At 70.7% G+C, this 14,645-nt stretch carries 17 protein-coding genes; 7 read left to right on the plus strand and 10 right to left on the minus strand.

The window, feature by feature from the left end:
* Positions 1-15: 15 nt before the first annotated feature.
* Positions 16-915, minus strand: a complete 900-nt coding sequence (locus VEC03_RS14725) for a methyltransferase domain-containing protein (RefSeq protein WP_324916515.1) — start codon at positions 913-915, stop codon at positions 16-18.
* Here VEC03_RS14725 and VEC03_RS14730 point away from each other — a divergent pair.
* Both VEC03_RS14730 and trmL read left to right on the plus strand, forming a co-directional pair.
* A complete protein-coding gene (locus VEC03_RS14730) occupies positions 908-1,606 on the plus strand; it encodes a ComF family protein (RefSeq protein ID WP_324916518.1) in 699 nt (232 codons plus the stop codon). The two genes, VEC03_RS14725 and VEC03_RS14730, sit on opposite strands and share 8 nt — an antisense overlap.
* Before the next feature lie 7 nt (positions 1,607-1,613).
* The gene (gene trmL, locus VEC03_RS14735; RefSeq protein WP_324916521.1) at positions 1,614-2,075 is read left to right on the plus strand and encodes a tRNA (uridine(34)/cytosine(34)/5-carboxymethylaminomethyluridine(34)-2'-O)-methyltransferase TrmL; all 462 of its coding nucleotides are present in this window, start codon (positions 1,614-1,616) and stop codon (positions 2,073-2,075) included.
* A 164-nt stretch (positions 2,076-2,239) separates the two neighbouring features.
* On the opposite strand, the gene VEC03_RS14740 is transcribed toward trmL, so the two are convergent.
* The 7 genes from VEC03_RS14740 to VEC03_RS14770 form a co-directional block, all read right to left on the minus strand.
* Entirely contained in the window at positions 2,240-2,695 is a 456-nt protein-coding gene (locus VEC03_RS14740; RefSeq protein ID WP_324916524.1) for a MaoC family dehydratase, read from the minus strand.
* 143 nt (positions 2,696-2,838) lie between these two features.
* Complete coding sequence (locus tag VEC03_RS14745; protein ID WP_324916527.1) at positions 2,839-4,047, minus strand: ABC transporter substrate-binding protein; 1,209 nt, start codon at positions 4,045-4,047, stop codon at positions 2,839-2,841.
* A 56-nt stretch (positions 4,048-4,103) separates the two neighbouring features.
* Positions 4,104-5,123, minus strand: a complete 1,020-nt coding sequence (locus VEC03_RS14750; RefSeq protein WP_324916530.1) for a branched-chain amino acid ABC transporter permease — start codon at positions 5,121-5,123, stop codon at positions 4,104-4,106.
* A 5-nt stretch (positions 5,124-5,128) separates the two neighbouring features.
* Positions 5,129-5,998 carry a branched-chain amino acid ABC transporter permease gene (locus VEC03_RS14755; protein WP_324916533.1) on the minus strand — a complete coding sequence of 290 codons (870 nt, stop codon included), beginning with the start codon at positions 5,996-5,998 and terminating at the stop codon, positions 5,129-5,131.
* A gap of 15 nt (positions 5,999-6,013) precedes the next feature.
* A complete protein-coding gene (locus VEC03_RS14760) occupies positions 6,014-6,730 on the minus strand; it encodes an ABC transporter ATP-binding protein (RefSeq protein WP_324916536.1) in 717 nt (238 codons plus the stop codon).
* Positions 6,727-7,515 carry an ABC transporter ATP-binding protein gene (locus VEC03_RS14765; RefSeq protein WP_324916540.1) on the minus strand — a complete coding sequence of 263 codons (789 nt, stop codon included), beginning with the start codon at positions 7,513-7,515 and terminating at the stop codon, positions 6,727-6,729. The genes VEC03_RS14760 and VEC03_RS14765 overlap by 4 nt, the downstream gene beginning before the upstream one ends.
* Positions 7,516-7,739: 224 nt before the next feature.
* A complete protein-coding gene (locus tag VEC03_RS14770) occupies positions 7,740-9,371 on the minus strand; it encodes a long-chain fatty acid--CoA ligase (RefSeq protein ID WP_324916543.1) in 1,632 nt (543 codons plus the stop codon).
* Between the two features lie 131 nt (positions 9,372-9,502).
* Between VEC03_RS14770 and VEC03_RS14775 the strand changes: the two genes are divergently transcribed.
* Positions 9,503-9,874 carry a hypothetical protein gene (locus VEC03_RS14775; protein WP_324916546.1) on the plus strand — a complete coding sequence of 124 codons (372 nt, stop codon included), beginning with the start codon at positions 9,503-9,505 and terminating at the stop codon, positions 9,872-9,874.
* A gap of 228 nt (positions 9,875-10,102) precedes the next feature.
* Entirely contained in the window at positions 10,103-11,983 is a 1,881-nt protein-coding gene (locus VEC03_RS14780) for an ABC transporter ATP-binding protein (protein WP_324916549.1), read from the plus strand.
* Here the strand turns inward: VEC03_RS14780 and VEC03_RS14785 are convergent.
* Together VEC03_RS14785 and VEC03_RS14790 are read right to left on the minus strand one after the other, a co-directional pair.
* Positions 11,925-12,434, minus strand: a complete 510-nt coding sequence (locus VEC03_RS14785) for a hypothetical protein (RefSeq protein ID WP_324916552.1) — start codon at positions 12,432-12,434, stop codon at positions 11,925-11,927. The genes VEC03_RS14780 and VEC03_RS14785 overlap by 59 nt on opposite strands.
* Before the next feature lie 31 nt (positions 12,435-12,465).
* Positions 12,466-12,921 (minus strand): hypothetical protein, encoded by a 456-nt coding sequence (locus VEC03_RS14790; RefSeq protein WP_324916554.1) that lies wholly within the window; start codon positions 12,919-12,921, stop codon positions 12,466-12,468.
* Between the two features lie 164 nt (positions 12,922-13,085).
* Between VEC03_RS14790 and VEC03_RS14795 the strand changes: the two genes are divergently transcribed.
* The 3 genes from VEC03_RS14795 (at position 13,086) to VEC03_RS14805 (ending at position 14,641) form a co-directional block, all read left to right on the plus strand.
* Positions 13,086-13,793 carry a TraX family protein gene (locus tag VEC03_RS14795; RefSeq protein WP_324916558.1) on the plus strand — a complete coding sequence of 236 codons (708 nt, stop codon included), beginning with the start codon at positions 13,086-13,088 and terminating at the stop codon, positions 13,791-13,793.
* Between the two features lie 78 nt (positions 13,794-13,871).
* Positions 13,872-14,300 carry a DsrE family protein gene (locus VEC03_RS14800; protein ID WP_324916559.1) on the plus strand — a complete coding sequence of 143 codons (429 nt, stop codon included), beginning with the start codon at positions 13,872-13,874 and terminating at the stop codon, positions 14,298-14,300.
* Positions 14,301-14,305: 5 nt separating this feature from the next.
* Positions 14,306-14,641 (plus strand): metalloregulator ArsR/SmtB family transcription factor, encoded by a 336-nt coding sequence (locus VEC03_RS14805; protein WP_324916562.1) that lies wholly within the window; start codon positions 14,306-14,308, stop codon positions 14,639-14,641.
* Positions 14,642-14,645: the final 4 nt, after the last annotated feature.

Genomic DNA, 14,645 nt, shown 5'->3' on the forward strand with positions numbered 1-14,645 from the left:
AATTCCGTGCGTGTGCTACGGATTTGTCCTTCGGATGGTGAAGGGCTTGCCGGCCGGCCGCGCGTTCGGCTCGGGCCGCAGCGCATGGCCGTAGACGATCTCGAACGTGAGCGCGATGCGGCCTTCCTTGTCGCGCATCCGCTCGCCGATCGCGTCCTCCAGCGCGACGCGCCAGCGCCGGCCGCGAAGCGCGGAAGAGCGCGCCGGATGCAGGTTGGCCCCGAGCTCGCGCAGCTCCGTCAGCATCCGCTGCGGCGTCTCCCAGGTGAGCGTGATGCGCTCCATGTCCATCACCGGCTCGGCGAAGCCCGCCGCCACCAGCATGTCGCCCCAGTCGTGCATGTCGGTGAACTGCGGACCCGGCGGCGGCCAGCCGAGCGCGCCGTAGAGCGCCCGCAATTCGCGCAGCGTGTCCGGCCCGAAGGCGGAGAACATCAGGAAGCCGCCGGGCGCCAGCGCCCGCAGCCAGCGGGCGATCAGGGCGGCCGGCCGCGGCTCGAAGTGCAAGGCCATGTTGGCCCACAGCATCTGCACCGAGGCGTCGGCCAACTCGTCCGCCAGCTCGCGGCGCGGGCCGCCCCAGCGCTGCCACCAGGCGCGCCCAAGTGCCTGCTGCGCAGCCTCGCGCCGCGCCGCCACCGGTTCGACAGCCACGGACGCAGCCTGCGGATAGCGCTGCTCGAGCAGGGCCTGGGCGGCCAGCCCGCCGCGCACCGGCTCCCAGTGGGCCCAGCGCTGCGGCGCGAGCCGGATCCATTCGAGCCGCTGCGCCATGCGCCGCGCGATCTCCTCGTGCAGCCAGGGCGAACGCGGCGGCGCCGCGCGGGCCCAGCGGGCAGCAGCGATCGGGTCGATCGTGGGAGGGGAGTCGGCGCCGGGCACGGGAGGCGAAAGTATATTGACCGGCATGTTCATGGAGCTGCTGCAGGGCCTCTCGGCGTCTGCCCCGGCGCGCTGCGAGGTCTGCCGCGCGTGGCCGGCGCAGCCGCTGTGCGAAACCTGCCGCGCGCAGTTCGCCGCGCCGCGGCCGCGCTGCCGTCGCTGTGCACTCGCCCTGCCCGAGGGTGTCGAGCTGTGTGGCCGCTGCGCCGGCAACCCGCCGCCGCTCGACGCCTGCCACGCGGCGGTCAGCTACGGCTATCCCTGGGCCGGGCTGGTCGCCCGCTACAAGTTCTCGGGGCAGCCGGGATGGGCGGACGGCTTTGCCGCCCTGCTGGCCGCGCGCGAGCCGGTCCGGGACTGCCTCGCCGGCGCGGACCACGTGGTTCCGATGCCGCTGTCGCCGGCGCGCCTGGCCGCGCGTGGCTTCAACCAGGCGCACGAACTGGCCCGCCGTCTGGCTCCGAGCCGGGTAGCGCCCACGCTGGCCCTGCGCCTGCGCGACACACCGGCGCAGGCCAGGCTGGACCGCGAGGCCCGGCAGGCCAACATGCGGCAGGCCTTTGCGCTGGAACCGGCCCGCGCGCACGAGGCGAGGGGCCGGCGCATCGTGCTGGTGGACGACGTCATGACCAGCGGCGCCTCGCTGTTCGCTCTCGCCCGCGTGTTCCGGGAAGCCGGGGCTTCGCACGTGGCCGCCGTGGTGCTGGCACGCACCGAAGGGTAAGCACGTCGTGTTCCATATCGTTCTCGTCCATCCCGAGATCCCGCCCAACACCGGCAACGTCATCCGGCTGGCGGCCAACACCGGCTGCACGCTGCACCTGGTGGAGCCGCTGGGCTTTTCCATGGACGACCGCCTGCTGCGGCGCGCCGGGCTCGACTACCACGAATACGCGGAGCTGAGGCGGCATGCGGACTGGGATGCGCTGCTGGCGGCGGAGCGGCCGGACCCGCAGCGCATGTTCGCGCTCACCACCCGCGGCACGCGCCGCGTCCACGATGTCGGCTTCCGGCCGGGCGACTGGCTGGTGTTCGGCTCGGAGACCAGCGGCCTGCCGCCGGCGCTGCGGGAGCGGTTTCCACCGGGCCAGCAATTGCGCCTGCCGATGCGGCCCGACCAGCGCAGCCTGAACCTGTCGAATGCCGTCGCCGTGACCGTGTTCGAGGCCTGGCGCCAGAACGGTTTTGCCTGAGCGCAGCCTGCACACACTTTGCAGCAGACGGTTGCCGGCGGCCGGGCTTGAAGCAGCCGGCCGCTGCAGCCAAGTAAAGATTCGACCTGGCCCGTTCGGTCGGCCTGTCGAGACACTCCCTTGCGGCCCGCGCCCCGTGCGCGGGCTTTTTTCTGGCCCTCGCCTCAGGCGTAGCGGCGGGCGATCGACTCGGCGATGCAGGCCGGCTTGTCGGCGCCCTCGAGTTCCACCGTCACCTTCCAGGTCATCTGCATGCCCCGGCCTTCGATCGGCTCGCAGGCCAGCAGGAACAGGTGCCCGCGAACGCGGCCCCCGACCGGCACCGGCGTGGTGAAGCGGACCTTGTTGAGTCCGTAGTTCACGCCCATGCGCGTGCCTTCGATGCGCAGCGCCGTTTCGAACATCCTGGGCAGCAGCGAGAGGGTCAGGTAGCCGTGGGCGATCGGCCCGCCGAAGGGGCCGGCCTTGGCCTTTTCCACGTCGACGTGGATCCACTGGTGGTCGCCGGTCGCCTCGGCGAACAGGTTGACCTGCTCCTGGGTGATGGTGAGCCAGTCGCTGACGGCGACTTCCTGGCCGACCAGGCCGGCCAGTTCTTCGAGGGAGGCAATGATTCTCATGGGACGCGGTTTCGGCAGGGACACGAAGCAGCGGCCCTGTGAGGGGCCGCGCGACCAGCGCCAACTCTAACCGGCCAGCCCGGCCATGGCCGTCCTGCACGGGACGCGCGGCGCGGGCTGCGCACCCGCGCCGGCGCTCACCGTCAGGCCGCGCCGCCCAGCACCTCGCCGAACAGCACCCACTGCTTGCCGTCGAAGCGGGCCAGCTGGGCCTGCTCCACCGGCGCATGGTCGGTCGGGCTGGTATTCATCGAGATGCCCGGCAGCAGCAGCCCGGGCTTGAAATTCTTGATGGACTCGGCTTGCCGGCGGATGTTGTCGCGCGAGAAATCGGTGCCGCACTGCTTGAGCACCTGCACCATCAGTTCCGCGGCGAGCACGGCGTAGATGTTGCTGGCATCGGCGACGTTGCCCTCGCGGTAGTACTTGCCCATGAAGCCGCGCCACTTGAGCATGGCCGCGTCGTCCTTCCACTGCGGGTCGTTGGCGTCCTTGTAGTAGTTCACCGTGACCAGGCCCACCGACTTGTCCAGGCCGGCCGGCGTCAGCACCGAACCGACCGACGCGCCCACGTTGTTCAGGATGTGCAGCGGCTTCCAGCCCGAGTCGGCCACCTTGCGCACCGCCTGCGCGGCGAACTTCGGGGTCGTGATATTGATGAAGGTGTCGGCCCCCGAGGCCTTGAGCGTGAGGATCTGCGAGTCGACCGTGGGGTCCGTCACCTCGTAGGTCTGCTCGGCCACGATCATCTTGGCCTTGTCGCCCTTGAGCACGTTCTTGACGCCGGCCAGCACGTCCTTCCCGTAGTCGTCGTTCTGGTACAGGATCGCGATCTTCGCGCCGGGCTTGTTCTTCAGCAGGTACTGCGCGTAGATCTCGCCTTCGGTCTGGTAGCTCAGGTTCATGCCGAAGGTCCAGGGGAAGTTCTTCGGGTCGTTCCACTTGGTCGCGCCGGTCGCCACGAACAGGTGCGGCACCTTCTTCGCGTTCACGTACTTGTGGATCGCCGAGTTGCTGGGCGTGCCCAGCGTCTGGAACAGCGCCAGCACCTCCTCCTGCTCGACCAGCTTGCGCACCTGTTCCACGGCCTTGGGCGGGCTGTAGCCATCGTCGACCGAGACCAGGTTGATCATCCGGCCGCCGATGCCGCCGTTCTCGTTGATCATCTTGAAGTAGGCCTGCTGGCACTTGCCGATGGTGCCGTAGGCCGACGCGGGGCCGCTGTAGGGCATGGTCTGCCCCAGCTTGATCTCCTTGGCCTGCGCCAGGGCGCGCAGCGGCAGCAGCGAGGCGCCGACGGCGGCGCCGGCACCCAGCACGATGGAACGGCGGGGAATCCGAGTGGTGGTCATGGTGCTTCCTTTCGAGTCACACAGTCACGCTTGCACACAAGCGGCCGCGAGGGTCGCTACCGGTTTGCCAGCCGGTGCCGCACGAGCCGTACCAGCCCGGCGACGCCCGAAGGCATGAGGTACATGAATCCGATCAGGAACACGCCGTAGATCGCCCACGGCGCCGCCTTGGAGATCTGGTCGGCGATGTTGGGGACGAACTGGATGAACAGCGCGCCGTACAGCGCGCCCGAGATCGACGCCAGCCCGCCCACCACCAGGCCCACCAGCAGCGACAGCGACAGGAAGATCGAGAAGGAGTCGGGCGAGGCGAACTGCACGGCGATGGCCGACAACGCGCCGGCCACTCCCGTGTACAGGGACGAGACGCCGAAGGTCAGCGACTTGTACAGCGCGGTGTTCACGCCCATGGCCTGGGCCGCGATCGGCTGGTCGCGGATCGCCACCAGCGCGCGCCCCACCCGGCCGCGCAGCAGGTTCCAGCCGGCCCAGAACAGCAGCACGGTCCAGGCCAGCGTGAAGAAGTACAGCCACTGGTCCTGCGACAGCGGGATCCACGAGGGCGGATCCGGCTTGATGATCACCACGCCCATGGAGCCACCGGTCCAGTGTTCGAGCGCCTTGTGCTTGAGGATCTGCGGCATCGCCACGCCGAGCGCGAAGGTCGCCAGCGCCAGGTACAGGCCTTCCAGCCGCAGCGCGGGCAGGCCGAACAGGAAGCCGGCCACCAGGCACACCAGCCCGGCCACGGGGATCGCCGCCCAGTAGCTCAGGCCCGCGTGCTCCATCAGGATCGCCGCCGTGTACGCGCCGATCGCGAAGAAGGCGCCATGCCCCAGCGAGATCTGGCCGTTGTAGCCGGTCAGCATGTTCAGCCCGAGCAGCGCGATCGCGTAGGCCAGCGCCAGCGTGAGCTGGAACACCTGGTAGTTGCCCAGCACGAAGGGCAGCGCGCAGGCGAGGATGCCCAGCAGCGCCAGGCCGACCACCTTTCGGCGCGCGGCCGGCAGCGCCGGGCGACCCGGCAGCGCCGCCCCGCGGCCCGGCATGGCCGAAACGGAGGGAGGTGTATCCATGCTGCTCATACGCGCGCCACGTGCACCTTGCCCAGCAGCCCGGATGGCCGCACCACCAGCACCGCCACGATGATCACCAGGGCCACCGTCAGCTTCAGTTCGGTGCCGAGGTAGACGCCGACCACGTTCTCCAGCACGCCGACCAGGAAGCCGCCGAGTACCGCGCCGCCGGGGCTGTCGATGCCGCCGAGCAGGGCGCCGGCGAAGGCGTACAGCAGGATGCCGCCCATCATGTTGGGCTCCAGGAACACGATGGGAGCGACCATGATCCCGGCCACGGCACCGATGGCCGAGGCCAGCCCCCAACCCAGCGCCAGCATCCAGCCCACGCGCACGCCCACCAGCCGGCTCGACACCGGGTTCTGCGCCGCCGCCCGCATGGCCAGCCCCAGGGGCGTGTAGCGGAAGAAGGCGAACACCAGCGCCAGCACGCCCAGCGTCACGGCCATGGATCCCATCTCGTGCGAGGACAGCAGCCGGTTGTCCAGGAAGCTGCCGGAGGGGAACGGGCTGGGGAAGGGCTTGATGGTGTAGGTGTAGATCCAGCCGGCCAGGCTGTTGAAGATCACCAGCAACCCGATGAAGACGATCACCACCGACAGCACGGGCGCGTTCTCCACCGGCTGGATGATCACGCGCTCGATCAGGATGCCGCCCACGAAGGCGATCGCCACCGTGAGGAAGAAGGCCACCCAGTAGGGCAGGCCGGCCTGCATCAGCGACCAGGCCAGGTAGGTGGCGAACATCGCCATCTCGCCCTGGGCGAAGTTCACCAGGTGGGTGGCCTGGTAGATCATCACCAGCGCCAGCGCCACGCTGGCGTAGATGCCGCCGGTGGCCAGCCCGGCAAAGATCTGGTGCAGCAGCAGTTCCACGGGTCGCCGGTCCTTTCAGTAGCCCAGGTAGGAGCGCCGCACCACTTCGTCGTTGCGGATGGATTCGGCGCTGCCGGAGATCACCACCCGGCCGGTCTCCAGCAGCCAGGCGTGGTCGGCCAGCTTGAGCGCCAGCGACGCGTTCTGCTCCACCAGCAGCATGCTGGTGCCTTCGGCCCGGTTGATCTCGCCGAGGATCTCGAACAGCTCCTGCACCACCAGCGGCGCCAGCCCGAACGAGGGCTCGTCGAGCAGCAGCAGGCGCGGCCGCAGCATCAGGGCCCGCGAGACCGCCAGCATCTGCTGCTCGCCGCCGGACAGCGTGCCGGCCTGCTGCCGCAGGCGCTCGCGCAGGCGCGGGAAGTAGCGGTAGATGCGCTCGAAGTCGGCCTGCACCTGCTCGCGGTCGCGCCGCGTGTAGGCGCCCAGCCGCAGGTTCTCCTCCACCGTCAGCTCCATGAAGGTGCCGCGGCCGTCCGGCACGTGGGCCACGCCCATGCGCACGATGGACTCGGTCGGCTTGCCGTCGATGCGCTCGCCGCCCAGCAGGATCTCGCCCTGGGTGCGGACCATGCCGCAGACCGCGCGCAGGGTGGTGGTCTTGCCGGCGCCGTTGGCGCCCAGGATGGTGGAGATGCCGCCCTGCCGCACCTCGAAGGCGATGCCGTGCAGCACGCGCGTGGGGCCGTACTGCGCGTGCAGGTCGCGCACCTGGAGCAAGGGTGCGGTCATGCCGCCGCCTCCACGCCCAGGTAGGCGCGCACCACGTCGGGATCGGCCTGCACTTCGGCGGGGGCGCCGTCGGCGATCTTGCGGCCGAAGTCCAGCGCGATCACCTGGTCGGACACGCGCATGACCAGGTTCATGTGGTGCTCGACCAGCAGGATGGTCAGCGAGAGCTCCGACTGGATGCGCCGCAACAGCTGGCGCAGCTCGTCGACTTCCTCGTGATTGAGGCCGGCGGCCGGCTCGTCCAGCAGCAGCAGCTTGGGGCTGCTGAGCAGGGCACGAGCGAACTCGACCCGCTTCTGGGTGCCGAAGGTCAGGTCGGAAACGGGGCGCTGCGCCACCGGCCCCAGTTCCAGCAACTCGATCATGCGGTCGGCCTGCTGGCCCAGCGATCGTTCCTCGCGGCCGACGGCCGGCAGCCGCAGCGCGTTGGACAGGAAACCGGTGGCCGTGCGGCAGTGTCCGCCCACCATGACGTTGTCGCGCACGCTCATGGTGCGGAACAGCGCCAGGTTCTGGAACGTGCGGCCTATGCCCAGCGCGGCGATGCGGTGCGGCGGATGCGCCTGCAACGGCCGCCCTTCGAACAGGATGCTGCCCTCGCTGAAACCGTACAGGCGCGACAGGCAGTTGAAGAGGGTGGTCTTGCCGGCGCCGTTGGGCCCGATCAGCCCGGCGATGGTGCCGGCGCGGACCGAGAACGACACTCCATCCAGCGCGGTGATCCCGCCGAAGCGGACCGTCACGCCGCGTACGTCGAGCAGTGGCTGGTCAGCGGCAAGGAGCATCGTACGGATGGGCTAGCACTTTGGTTGAAGTCCGTTTATGGAACCGCAGCGCCCCTGCAAACAACCGTGTTAACCCGGCGCACCCATGTCGCTTCGGCGTCAGCAAGCCAGGCTCATCGGCGTGCAGGCCCGGCGACCGCTTGCATTCGTACAAATCCATTCGGCGCGAAGCGTTGCGCGCCCGAGGGGAAACCCTCGGTCCAGGGCCGACTTCGTGGCGGCCCTCAGCGCGCGAACCGTTCGCGCAGCTTGAGCTTCCAGAACTTTCCGGTGGAGGTGCGCGGGACCGCCTCCAGCCATTCGTAGCGGTCCGGCAACTGCCACTTGGCGAAGCCCGACTTCAGCAGGTGTGCCTGCAGGTCCTCGACCGTGACGGCGTGGTTGGGCTTCTTCACGGCACAGGCCAGCGGCCGCTCGCCCCACTTCTCGTCGGGCACCGCGATCACCGCCGCTTCGGCGATGCCGGGGTGGGCCATGATGGCGTTCTCCAGGTCCACGGAGCTGATCCACTCGCCGCCGGACTTGATCAGGTCCTTGGTGCGATCGGTGATGCGGACGAAGCCGAGCGGGTCGACCGAGGCCACGTCGCCGGTGCGCAGCCAGCCGTCGCCGGTGAACTTGTCCGCCTCTACTGGTACCTCGTGGTAGCAGCCCGTGATGAAGGGGCCGCGCACCTGGATCTCGCCCACGCTCTTGCCGTCCCAGGGCTGGTCGCCGCCGTCGTCGCCCTGCACGCGCAGGTCCACCAGCGGCACCGGCACCCCCGCCATGGCGGCCCGGCGGTAGCGCTCGTCGAGGTCGGCCCCGCGCAGTTCGGCGCGCGGATAGGAGATGGTGCACACGGGCGAGGTCTCGGTCATGCCCCAGCCCTGCAGGATCCAGATGCCGTGCTTGTCGAAGGCGCGGATCAGCGCCTCCGGCACCGCGGCGCCGCCGACCAGCGAGCGCATGCCCCTGGGCAGCTGCCAGCGCCCGTGGTTGGGCGAGTCCTTGGCCAGCGAGGCCTCGTAGGCCTGGATCAGCGCCATCCAGATGGTCGGCACGCCCAGGGCCAGTGTGGGCGGCTCCTGCTGCATCAGGTCCAGCAGGTCGTCCGGGTGCAGGTGCGGCCCGGGGAAGACCATCTTCACGCCCATCATCACGGCGCCATAGGGCATGCCCCAGCTGTTGGCGTGGAACATGGGCGTCACGGGCAGCACGACGTCGGTGCCGCGCAGCCCCCAGAAATCGCCCAGGCTGGCCACCAGCGTGTGCAGCACGGTGGAGCGGTGCGAATAGGCCACGCCCTTGGGCCGCCCGGTGGTGCCGGACGTGTAGCACATGGCCACCGCGTCGTTCTCGTCGTGCGGCACGTAGTCGAAGCCGTCCGGGTCGGCATCGGCCAGCAGCGCCTCGTAGTCCTCGAAGCCCTCCGCCACCGGCTGGCCGGAAAACGGGACCACGATCACGCGCTCGAAGCGGTGCAACGCCGCGAACTGCCGGTACAGCGGAAGCAGCACGTCGTCGACCAGCAGGAAGCGGTCCTGGGCGTGGCCGGCGATCCAGCCGATCTCGTCGGGCGAGAGCCGCAGGTTCAGGGTGTGCATGACGCCACCCGCGGCCGGTATACCGAAATAGGCCTCCAGGTGGGCATGGTGGTTCCAGCAGAGGGTGGCCACCCGCTGCCCCTTCCTCAGGCCCAGCTTCTGCAGGGCACTCGCCAGCGACCGGGTGCGCCGGTAGAACTCGCCATAGCTGTGGCGGCGCAGCGACTTGTCGGGCAGGCGCGAAACGATCTCGTTGCCGGCGAACAGCCGACCCGCGCGCTCCAGCAGGTGGTTCAGCGACAGCGGCACTTCCATCATCGTGGTCTTCATGGCGTCTCTCCTGCGAGGAAGGGCCACTGTAGGCGGCGCGTGCCGGGCCAGCCATACGGGTGGGCCCGAATCCGGATGCATCCGGTTACACCGGCCACAGCGTGCCGCGGCCGCTCACTAGGATGGCGCGCATGCCGATCCGCTGCAGCGTGCTGCTGGCCTCCGCCGCCCTGGCGCTTGCCGCCCAGGCGCAGACCATGCCTGCGCCGGAGGACCCGCCGGCGCCTCGTGCCGTGCCCAGCCGCCCCAGCGTGCCCAGCACCCCCATGACCGCCGGAGCGCCCCTGCCGGCTCAAGCCGCGCCCGTCGCCGGCGTGGACCGGCCACGCACGCAGCTGCTGGGCGGCGGCTCGTTCGGCTCGGCCGAACTCGAGGGCGCGCTCAATACCGGGACACCGCCGGCCTGGAACCGCAAGTCCGGTCCGCTCAAGGTCTGCCCGCCCGGGCTGGAGAACCGCGACAACGTGTGCGTCGCGCCGGCAGGCCGCATCCTGTCGAACTGAGCTTAGCGGGCTTCGCCGGCCCCGGCAGTCATGCGCCGGCGAATGTTGCTGACTGCCCACGCAGGTAAGCATTCGATTCGGATGAGCTGGCCCGTCAACGCGATGGGAAACTCGACCGTTGCGACAGGCAGCCATAGTCGAGCTGCCGTCGCAGTACCGGATCCAGCCCACCCCAGCAGTCCCCGTCGCCGCCGGCCTCGCGCCGGCCCTTGCGGCGGTCCACCCCCGATGTCCCCCTCCCTGACCCTCGATCGACCGGACGCCCGGCCGCCCGTCCTGCACGAAACCCGCGCCATGGTCCGGCGCGCCCTGCCCTGGCTGCACGGGTTCGGCCGGCCGATCGCCAAGGTCCTCGGGCTGGCCCTGCTGCTGGCGGCCATCAGCGCGGCGGCGCCGCTGGCCGTGATGGGCCTGGTCGACCGACTGGGTCAGGTGGCCGCGGAACCCGCTTCGGTCGGACCGGGAACCGGCCGCGCCATCCTGTTCGCGCTGGCGCTGGTCGCCGCGGCCGAACTGGCGCCGGTCTGGCTGTCCCGCCTGCTCGAGACCCGCAGCTGGCGGGTCCGGCTGGACCTGGACTTCGCCCTGCGGCAGCGGGTCACCGCGCGGCTGCACCAGCTGCCCCTGTCCTGGCACCAGCAGCAGACGGTGGGCGCAACCGTCAGCCGGGTCAACACCTCCATCAACGGCTTCGTCAGCGCCGTCGCGGAGCTGGGCTTCAAGGCGCTGCCGGCCGCCTTCTACCTGCTGCTGGCGCTGGGCGCGCTGCTGCAACTGGACTGGCGGCTGGCGCTGGCGGTGTGCGCCTTCTCCCCGCTGCCGGCGCTGATCGGCATGCGCGCCGCACCGGAACAGGCGCAGCGCGACCGCACGCTGCTGGACCACTGGTCCGCCACCTTCGGCCGCTGGACCGAGGTGCTGGGCGGCATGCGCACCGTCAAGGGCTTTGCCATGGAGCACGCCGAGGAGCGTCGCTTCCTGCAGGCCGTGGCCCAGGGCAATGCACGGGTCAAGCGAGGCGCTCGGCGCGACGCCCGCACCGCGTCGCTGCAGGGCCTGTCGACCGCCGCGGCGCGCCTGTGCGTGGCGACCATAGGCGCGTGGCTGGTGCTGCGCGGCCACGGGACGGTGGGCACGCTGGTGGCGGCGCTGCAGTACGTGGGCGGCCTGTTCGCGCCCATCCAGGGGTTGACCAACGTGTATGCGACGTCGCGCCGCGCGCGCGTGTCGCTGGACAGCATAGGCGCCATCCTCGATGCGGCCGATCCGGTGGCCGACGCGCCCGGTGCGCGCGAGCTGGTGGTCACCCGCGGCGAGGTCGCGTTCGAGCGCGTCGGCTTCCACTACGGCGACGGCCGGCCGGTGCTGCGCGACGTGTCGCTGACGGTGGCGCCCGGCGAGACCGTAGCCTTGGTCGGCCCGAGCGGCTGCGGCAAGACCACGCTCATGTCGCTGCTGGAGCGGCTGCACGCGCCGACCGCTGGCCGCATCCGCATCGATGGCATGGACCTCGCCGGGTGCACCGGCCAGTCGCTGCGCAGCCAGGTCGGCACCGTGATGCAGGACGTGCACCTGTTCCACGACACCATCCTGGCCAACATCGCCTATGGCAGCGCCGAGGCCACGCGCGAGCAGGTCGAGGCGGCCGCCCGCGCGGCCAACGCCCACGAGTTCATCGAACGGCTGCCGGCCGGCTACGACACCGTGGTGGGCGAGCGCGGCGCCGGCCTGTCGGGCGGCCAGAAGCAGCGCATCGCCATCGCCCGCGCGCTGCTGAAGAACCCGCCCATCCTGGTGCTGGACGAGGCCACCAGCGCGCTGGACAACGAGAGCGAGGCGCTGGTGCAGGCCGCGCTCAAGCGCCTGACGCGCGGGCGCACCACGCTGGTGGTCGCGCACCGCCTCTCCACCGTGGTGGACGCCGACCGCATCGTGGTGCTGCGCGGCGGCCAGGTGGATGCCATCGGCACCCACGCGCAGCTGATGACCCAGGACGGCTACTACGCCCGCCTGTTCCAGTCGGCGTCCCGCGGCGGCAGCCAGCCCAAGGTCAAGGCAGCCACTCGGGTTCGGCACCCGGCGCGCGCGACACGGCGGCCCGCTCGCTGAGCACCGGCGTGCCCGGCAGCGGGTGCATGAAGGCCGGGTGCAGCTCGGGAATGCCGTCGGGATAGAAGCGTTCGGGCCCCAGCGGCGGCAGGGTCCTCGCCACCGGCGGCGGTGCCGCCACGGCGGCACGGGCCGACCGGGCGGTGAGCGGCGCCTTCTTCGTCAACGCCTTCTTCGTGGGCACCTTCGCGGCCGCAGCCGCCTTCCCGGGCCGTTGCTTGCGCGCCAGCGAGGGCTTGCGGGCCGCATCCGCCCGGCGCGAAACCCGGGACTTCTTCTTCACGACCCCTCGCTGGGTCGAGGCCTTCGGCTTGGCCTTGCCCGCCTGTTCGGCAACCGGCGAGGGCTGGGCCGCCTGCGCGTGCGCAGGCCCGGCGGCCAGCGCGGCGCAGGCGATCGCCACCGCCAGCAGGCCGGCCGCCCTCGTCAACTGAAGCTTGCTTGCAGACATCGTCGCTGCCTCCCCGCGCGCTGCTCTCGATTCACCGGTCCGGCGGAGCCGGTTCGAAGCCCTGCTCGGTGCGCCGCGCGCGCGGCAGTGGCTCCATGGGCGGCAGGCTGCTCACCTCGGGCGGTCCGCCCATGGTGGCCGTGACCGGCGCGGTCACCGCCGACTCGGCCACCCTCGCGGGGGTGGGCCCGGGCAACACGCGGCGGATGATGGACACCGACCTCGGAGCCGCCAGCGAACCGTCGAATCCGCCGCCGGGGCCACCCGAAGAGCCACCGACGCCCGCGCCCACGCCGACGCCGCCGACCCCGCCCACGCCGCCGGGTCCGCCGGGCCCCCCGCCACCGCCGCCTCCTCCACCGCCGCCGCCCCCTCCGCCGCCGACGCCGCCTTGGGCGACAGCGCCCGGGTGCCACGCGAGCCCGCCCGCGGCCGTCGCGATGGCGACGAGCAGCGTGGCCAGCATCCTGCCTGCGCGTGCGTTCATGGTCTGCCTCCCAGTTCGGCCGTCATGTTCATCCTTTGCAACGGCCGGGCTGGTCGGACTTCGTCCTACACGCCTGTCGGCGGGCCCTTGCGCTGGCTTGCGGGCCGACGCAACCGTGGCAGCGCCCAACCCCACGGGCCTGGAACCGCGACCTACCATCGCCCATGGCCGTCGCCTCCGCCCGTCCCGCGCCGCTCGGCTTTGCCGACGGACAGCTCGAGACGCTCAAGTGGATCGGCATGGCGAGCATGTTCTGCGACCACATCGGCCGCCACCTGCTGGGCCTGCCGCACGAGAGCTGGGCCTTCATCCTGGGCCGGCTGGCGTTCCCGCTGTTCGCGCTGGTGCTGGCGCTGAACCTCGCACGCGAGGGTGACCGGCGGGCGCGCTGCGCCCGCGCGACGACGCGGCTGCTCGCGTGGGGCGCGGTCTCCGTGCTGCCCTCGATCTGGGCGCGCGGCGACCCGGCCATGCTCAACGTGCTGTTCACGCTGGGGCTGGGCGCCGCGCTGTGCTGGATGCTGGAAAGCCCGGCGCACCCGGCCTGGCGCGCGCTGGCCTGCGTCGCCATCGCGGGCGCCAGCTGGTTCGTGGAATTCGGCACCGGCGGCGTGTTCCTGGTCGCGGCCGGCTACCTGTATGCGATCCAGCGCGGCGCCGGACTGGCGACGGTGGTCGCGCTGCTGGTGCTGGCGACCGCCTGGCTGAACGCGATCTTCGGCGGCTGGCCGGCCTTCTTCGGCACGCTGGCCAGCCTGGCGGTGGCCGGGCTCGTGCGGCTGCTGCCGCTGCACATGCCGCGCTGGCAGCTGCTGTTCTACCTTGTCTATCCGACGCACCTGGCCCTGATCGGCGCGCTGAAGGCGGCGTAGGGTCTGTCCCATCCCGCGACCCTTGGCGCTTGGCTTATATTGATCTTCGGCAATATTTGAGCCGAGGAGAGTCCGTCCATGCCCGCCTTCATCCGCCGCCTGCTCGTCCTTTCGACCCTGTTGTCGTTCGGCGCCTTCGCCTGGGCCCAGGACAAGGTGGTCTACCACTTCGACGACACCCAGGCCCAGGCCACCAAGGGGCTGCGCAACATCCGCAACCACCTGGACGTGGCGCCGGACACCAGGATCGTCGTGATCACCCATGCCGACGGCATCGACATGATGATGGAAGAGGCGCGCGACAAGAAGAACCCGAACATCGACTACGCATCGCTGATCAACGCCTTGACCGCACGCGGCGTGCGATTCGAGGTCTGCGAGATCACCATGCGCAACCGCGGCATCGGCAAGGACAAGTTCATCCTGGACGCCGAGTTCACGCCCTCCGGCGTCGTGCGGCTGGGCCAGCTGCAGACGCGCGAAGGCTACGCCTACATCAAGCCCTGAGCGCCATGCCCACGGTCCGCGCCCGCAAGTCCCCGGCCGTCGAGTCGGACGAGGTGTTCGAGATGGCGGCGGAGGTCTTCCGCGTCATGTCGGCGCCCATGCGCCTGAAGATCATCAGCAGCCTGTGCAACGGCGAGAAGAACGTCAGCGAGCTGCTGGCGGAGATCGACACCACGCAGCCCAACATGTCGCAGCACCTCAACACGCTGTACCAGGCCGGGGTGCTGGGCAAGCGGCGCGAGGGCGTGCAGATCTACTACCGCATCGTCAACGACCGGGTGGTCACGCTGTGCCGCGCGGTCTGCACCCAGATCGCGATCGAAGCCGACGTCGCACGCTGAAAGG

The organism is Ramlibacter sp., assembly GCF_035627355.1.
Lineage (GTDB): Bacteria > Pseudomonadota > Gammaproteobacteria > Burkholderiales > Burkholderiaceae_C > Ramlibacter.

Excerpts from the sequence above, each read along its gene's own strand:
- VEC03_RS14730 (WP_324916518.1), top strand. The coding sequence starts at position 908 with ATGTTCATGGAGCTGCTGCAGGGCCTCTCGGCGTCTGCCCCGGCGCGC.
- VEC03_RS14725 (WP_324916515.1), bottom strand. The coding sequence starts at position 915 with ATGAACATGCCGGTCAATATACTTTCGCCTCCCGTGCCCGGCGCCGAC.
- VEC03_RS14740 (WP_324916524.1), bottom strand. The coding sequence starts at position 2,695 with ATGAGAATCATTGCCTCCCTCGAAGAACTGGCCGGCCTGGTCGGCCAG.
- VEC03_RS14745 (WP_324916527.1), bottom strand. The coding sequence starts at position 4,047 with ATGACCACCACTCGGATTCCCCGCCGTTCCATCGTGCTGGGTGCCGGC.
- VEC03_RS14750 (WP_324916530.1), bottom strand. The coding sequence starts at position 5,123 with ATGGATACACCTCCCTCCGTTTCGGCCATGCCGGGCCGCGGGGCGGCG.
- VEC03_RS14760 (WP_324916536.1), bottom strand. The coding sequence starts at position 6,730 with ATGACCGCACCCTTGCTCCAGGTGCGCGACCTGCACGCGCAGTACGGC.
- VEC03_RS14765 (WP_324916540.1), bottom strand. The coding sequence starts at position 7,515 with ATGCTCCTTGCCGCTGACCAGCCACTGCTCGACGTACGCGGCGTGACG.
- VEC03_RS14770 (WP_324916543.1), bottom strand. The coding sequence starts at position 9,371 with ATGAAGACCACGATGATGGAAGTGCCGCTGTCGCTGAACCACCTGCTG.
- VEC03_RS14775 (WP_324916546.1), top strand. The coding sequence starts at position 9,503 with ATGCCGATCCGCTGCAGCGTGCTGCTGGCCTCCGCCGCCCTGGCGCTT.
- VEC03_RS14780 (WP_324916549.1), top strand. The coding sequence starts at position 10,103 with ATGTCCCCCTCCCTGACCCTCGATCGACCGGACGCCCGGCCGCCCGTC.
- VEC03_RS14785 (WP_324916552.1), bottom strand. The coding sequence starts at position 12,434 with ATGTCTGCAAGCAAGCTTCAGTTGACGAGGGCGGCCGGCCTGCTGGCG.
- VEC03_RS14790 (WP_324916554.1), bottom strand. The coding sequence starts at position 12,921 with ATGAACGCACGCGCAGGCAGGATGCTGGCCACGCTGCTCGTCGCCATC.
- VEC03_RS14795 (WP_324916558.1), top strand. The coding sequence starts at position 13,086 with ATGGCCGTCGCCTCCGCCCGTCCCGCGCCGCTCGGCTTTGCCGACGGA.
- VEC03_RS14800 (WP_324916559.1), top strand. The coding sequence starts at position 13,872 with ATGCCCGCCTTCATCCGCCGCCTGCTCGTCCTTTCGACCCTGTTGTCG.
- VEC03_RS14805 (WP_324916562.1), top strand. The coding sequence starts at position 14,306 with ATGCCCACGGTCCGCGCCCGCAAGTCCCCGGCCGTCGAGTCGGACGAG.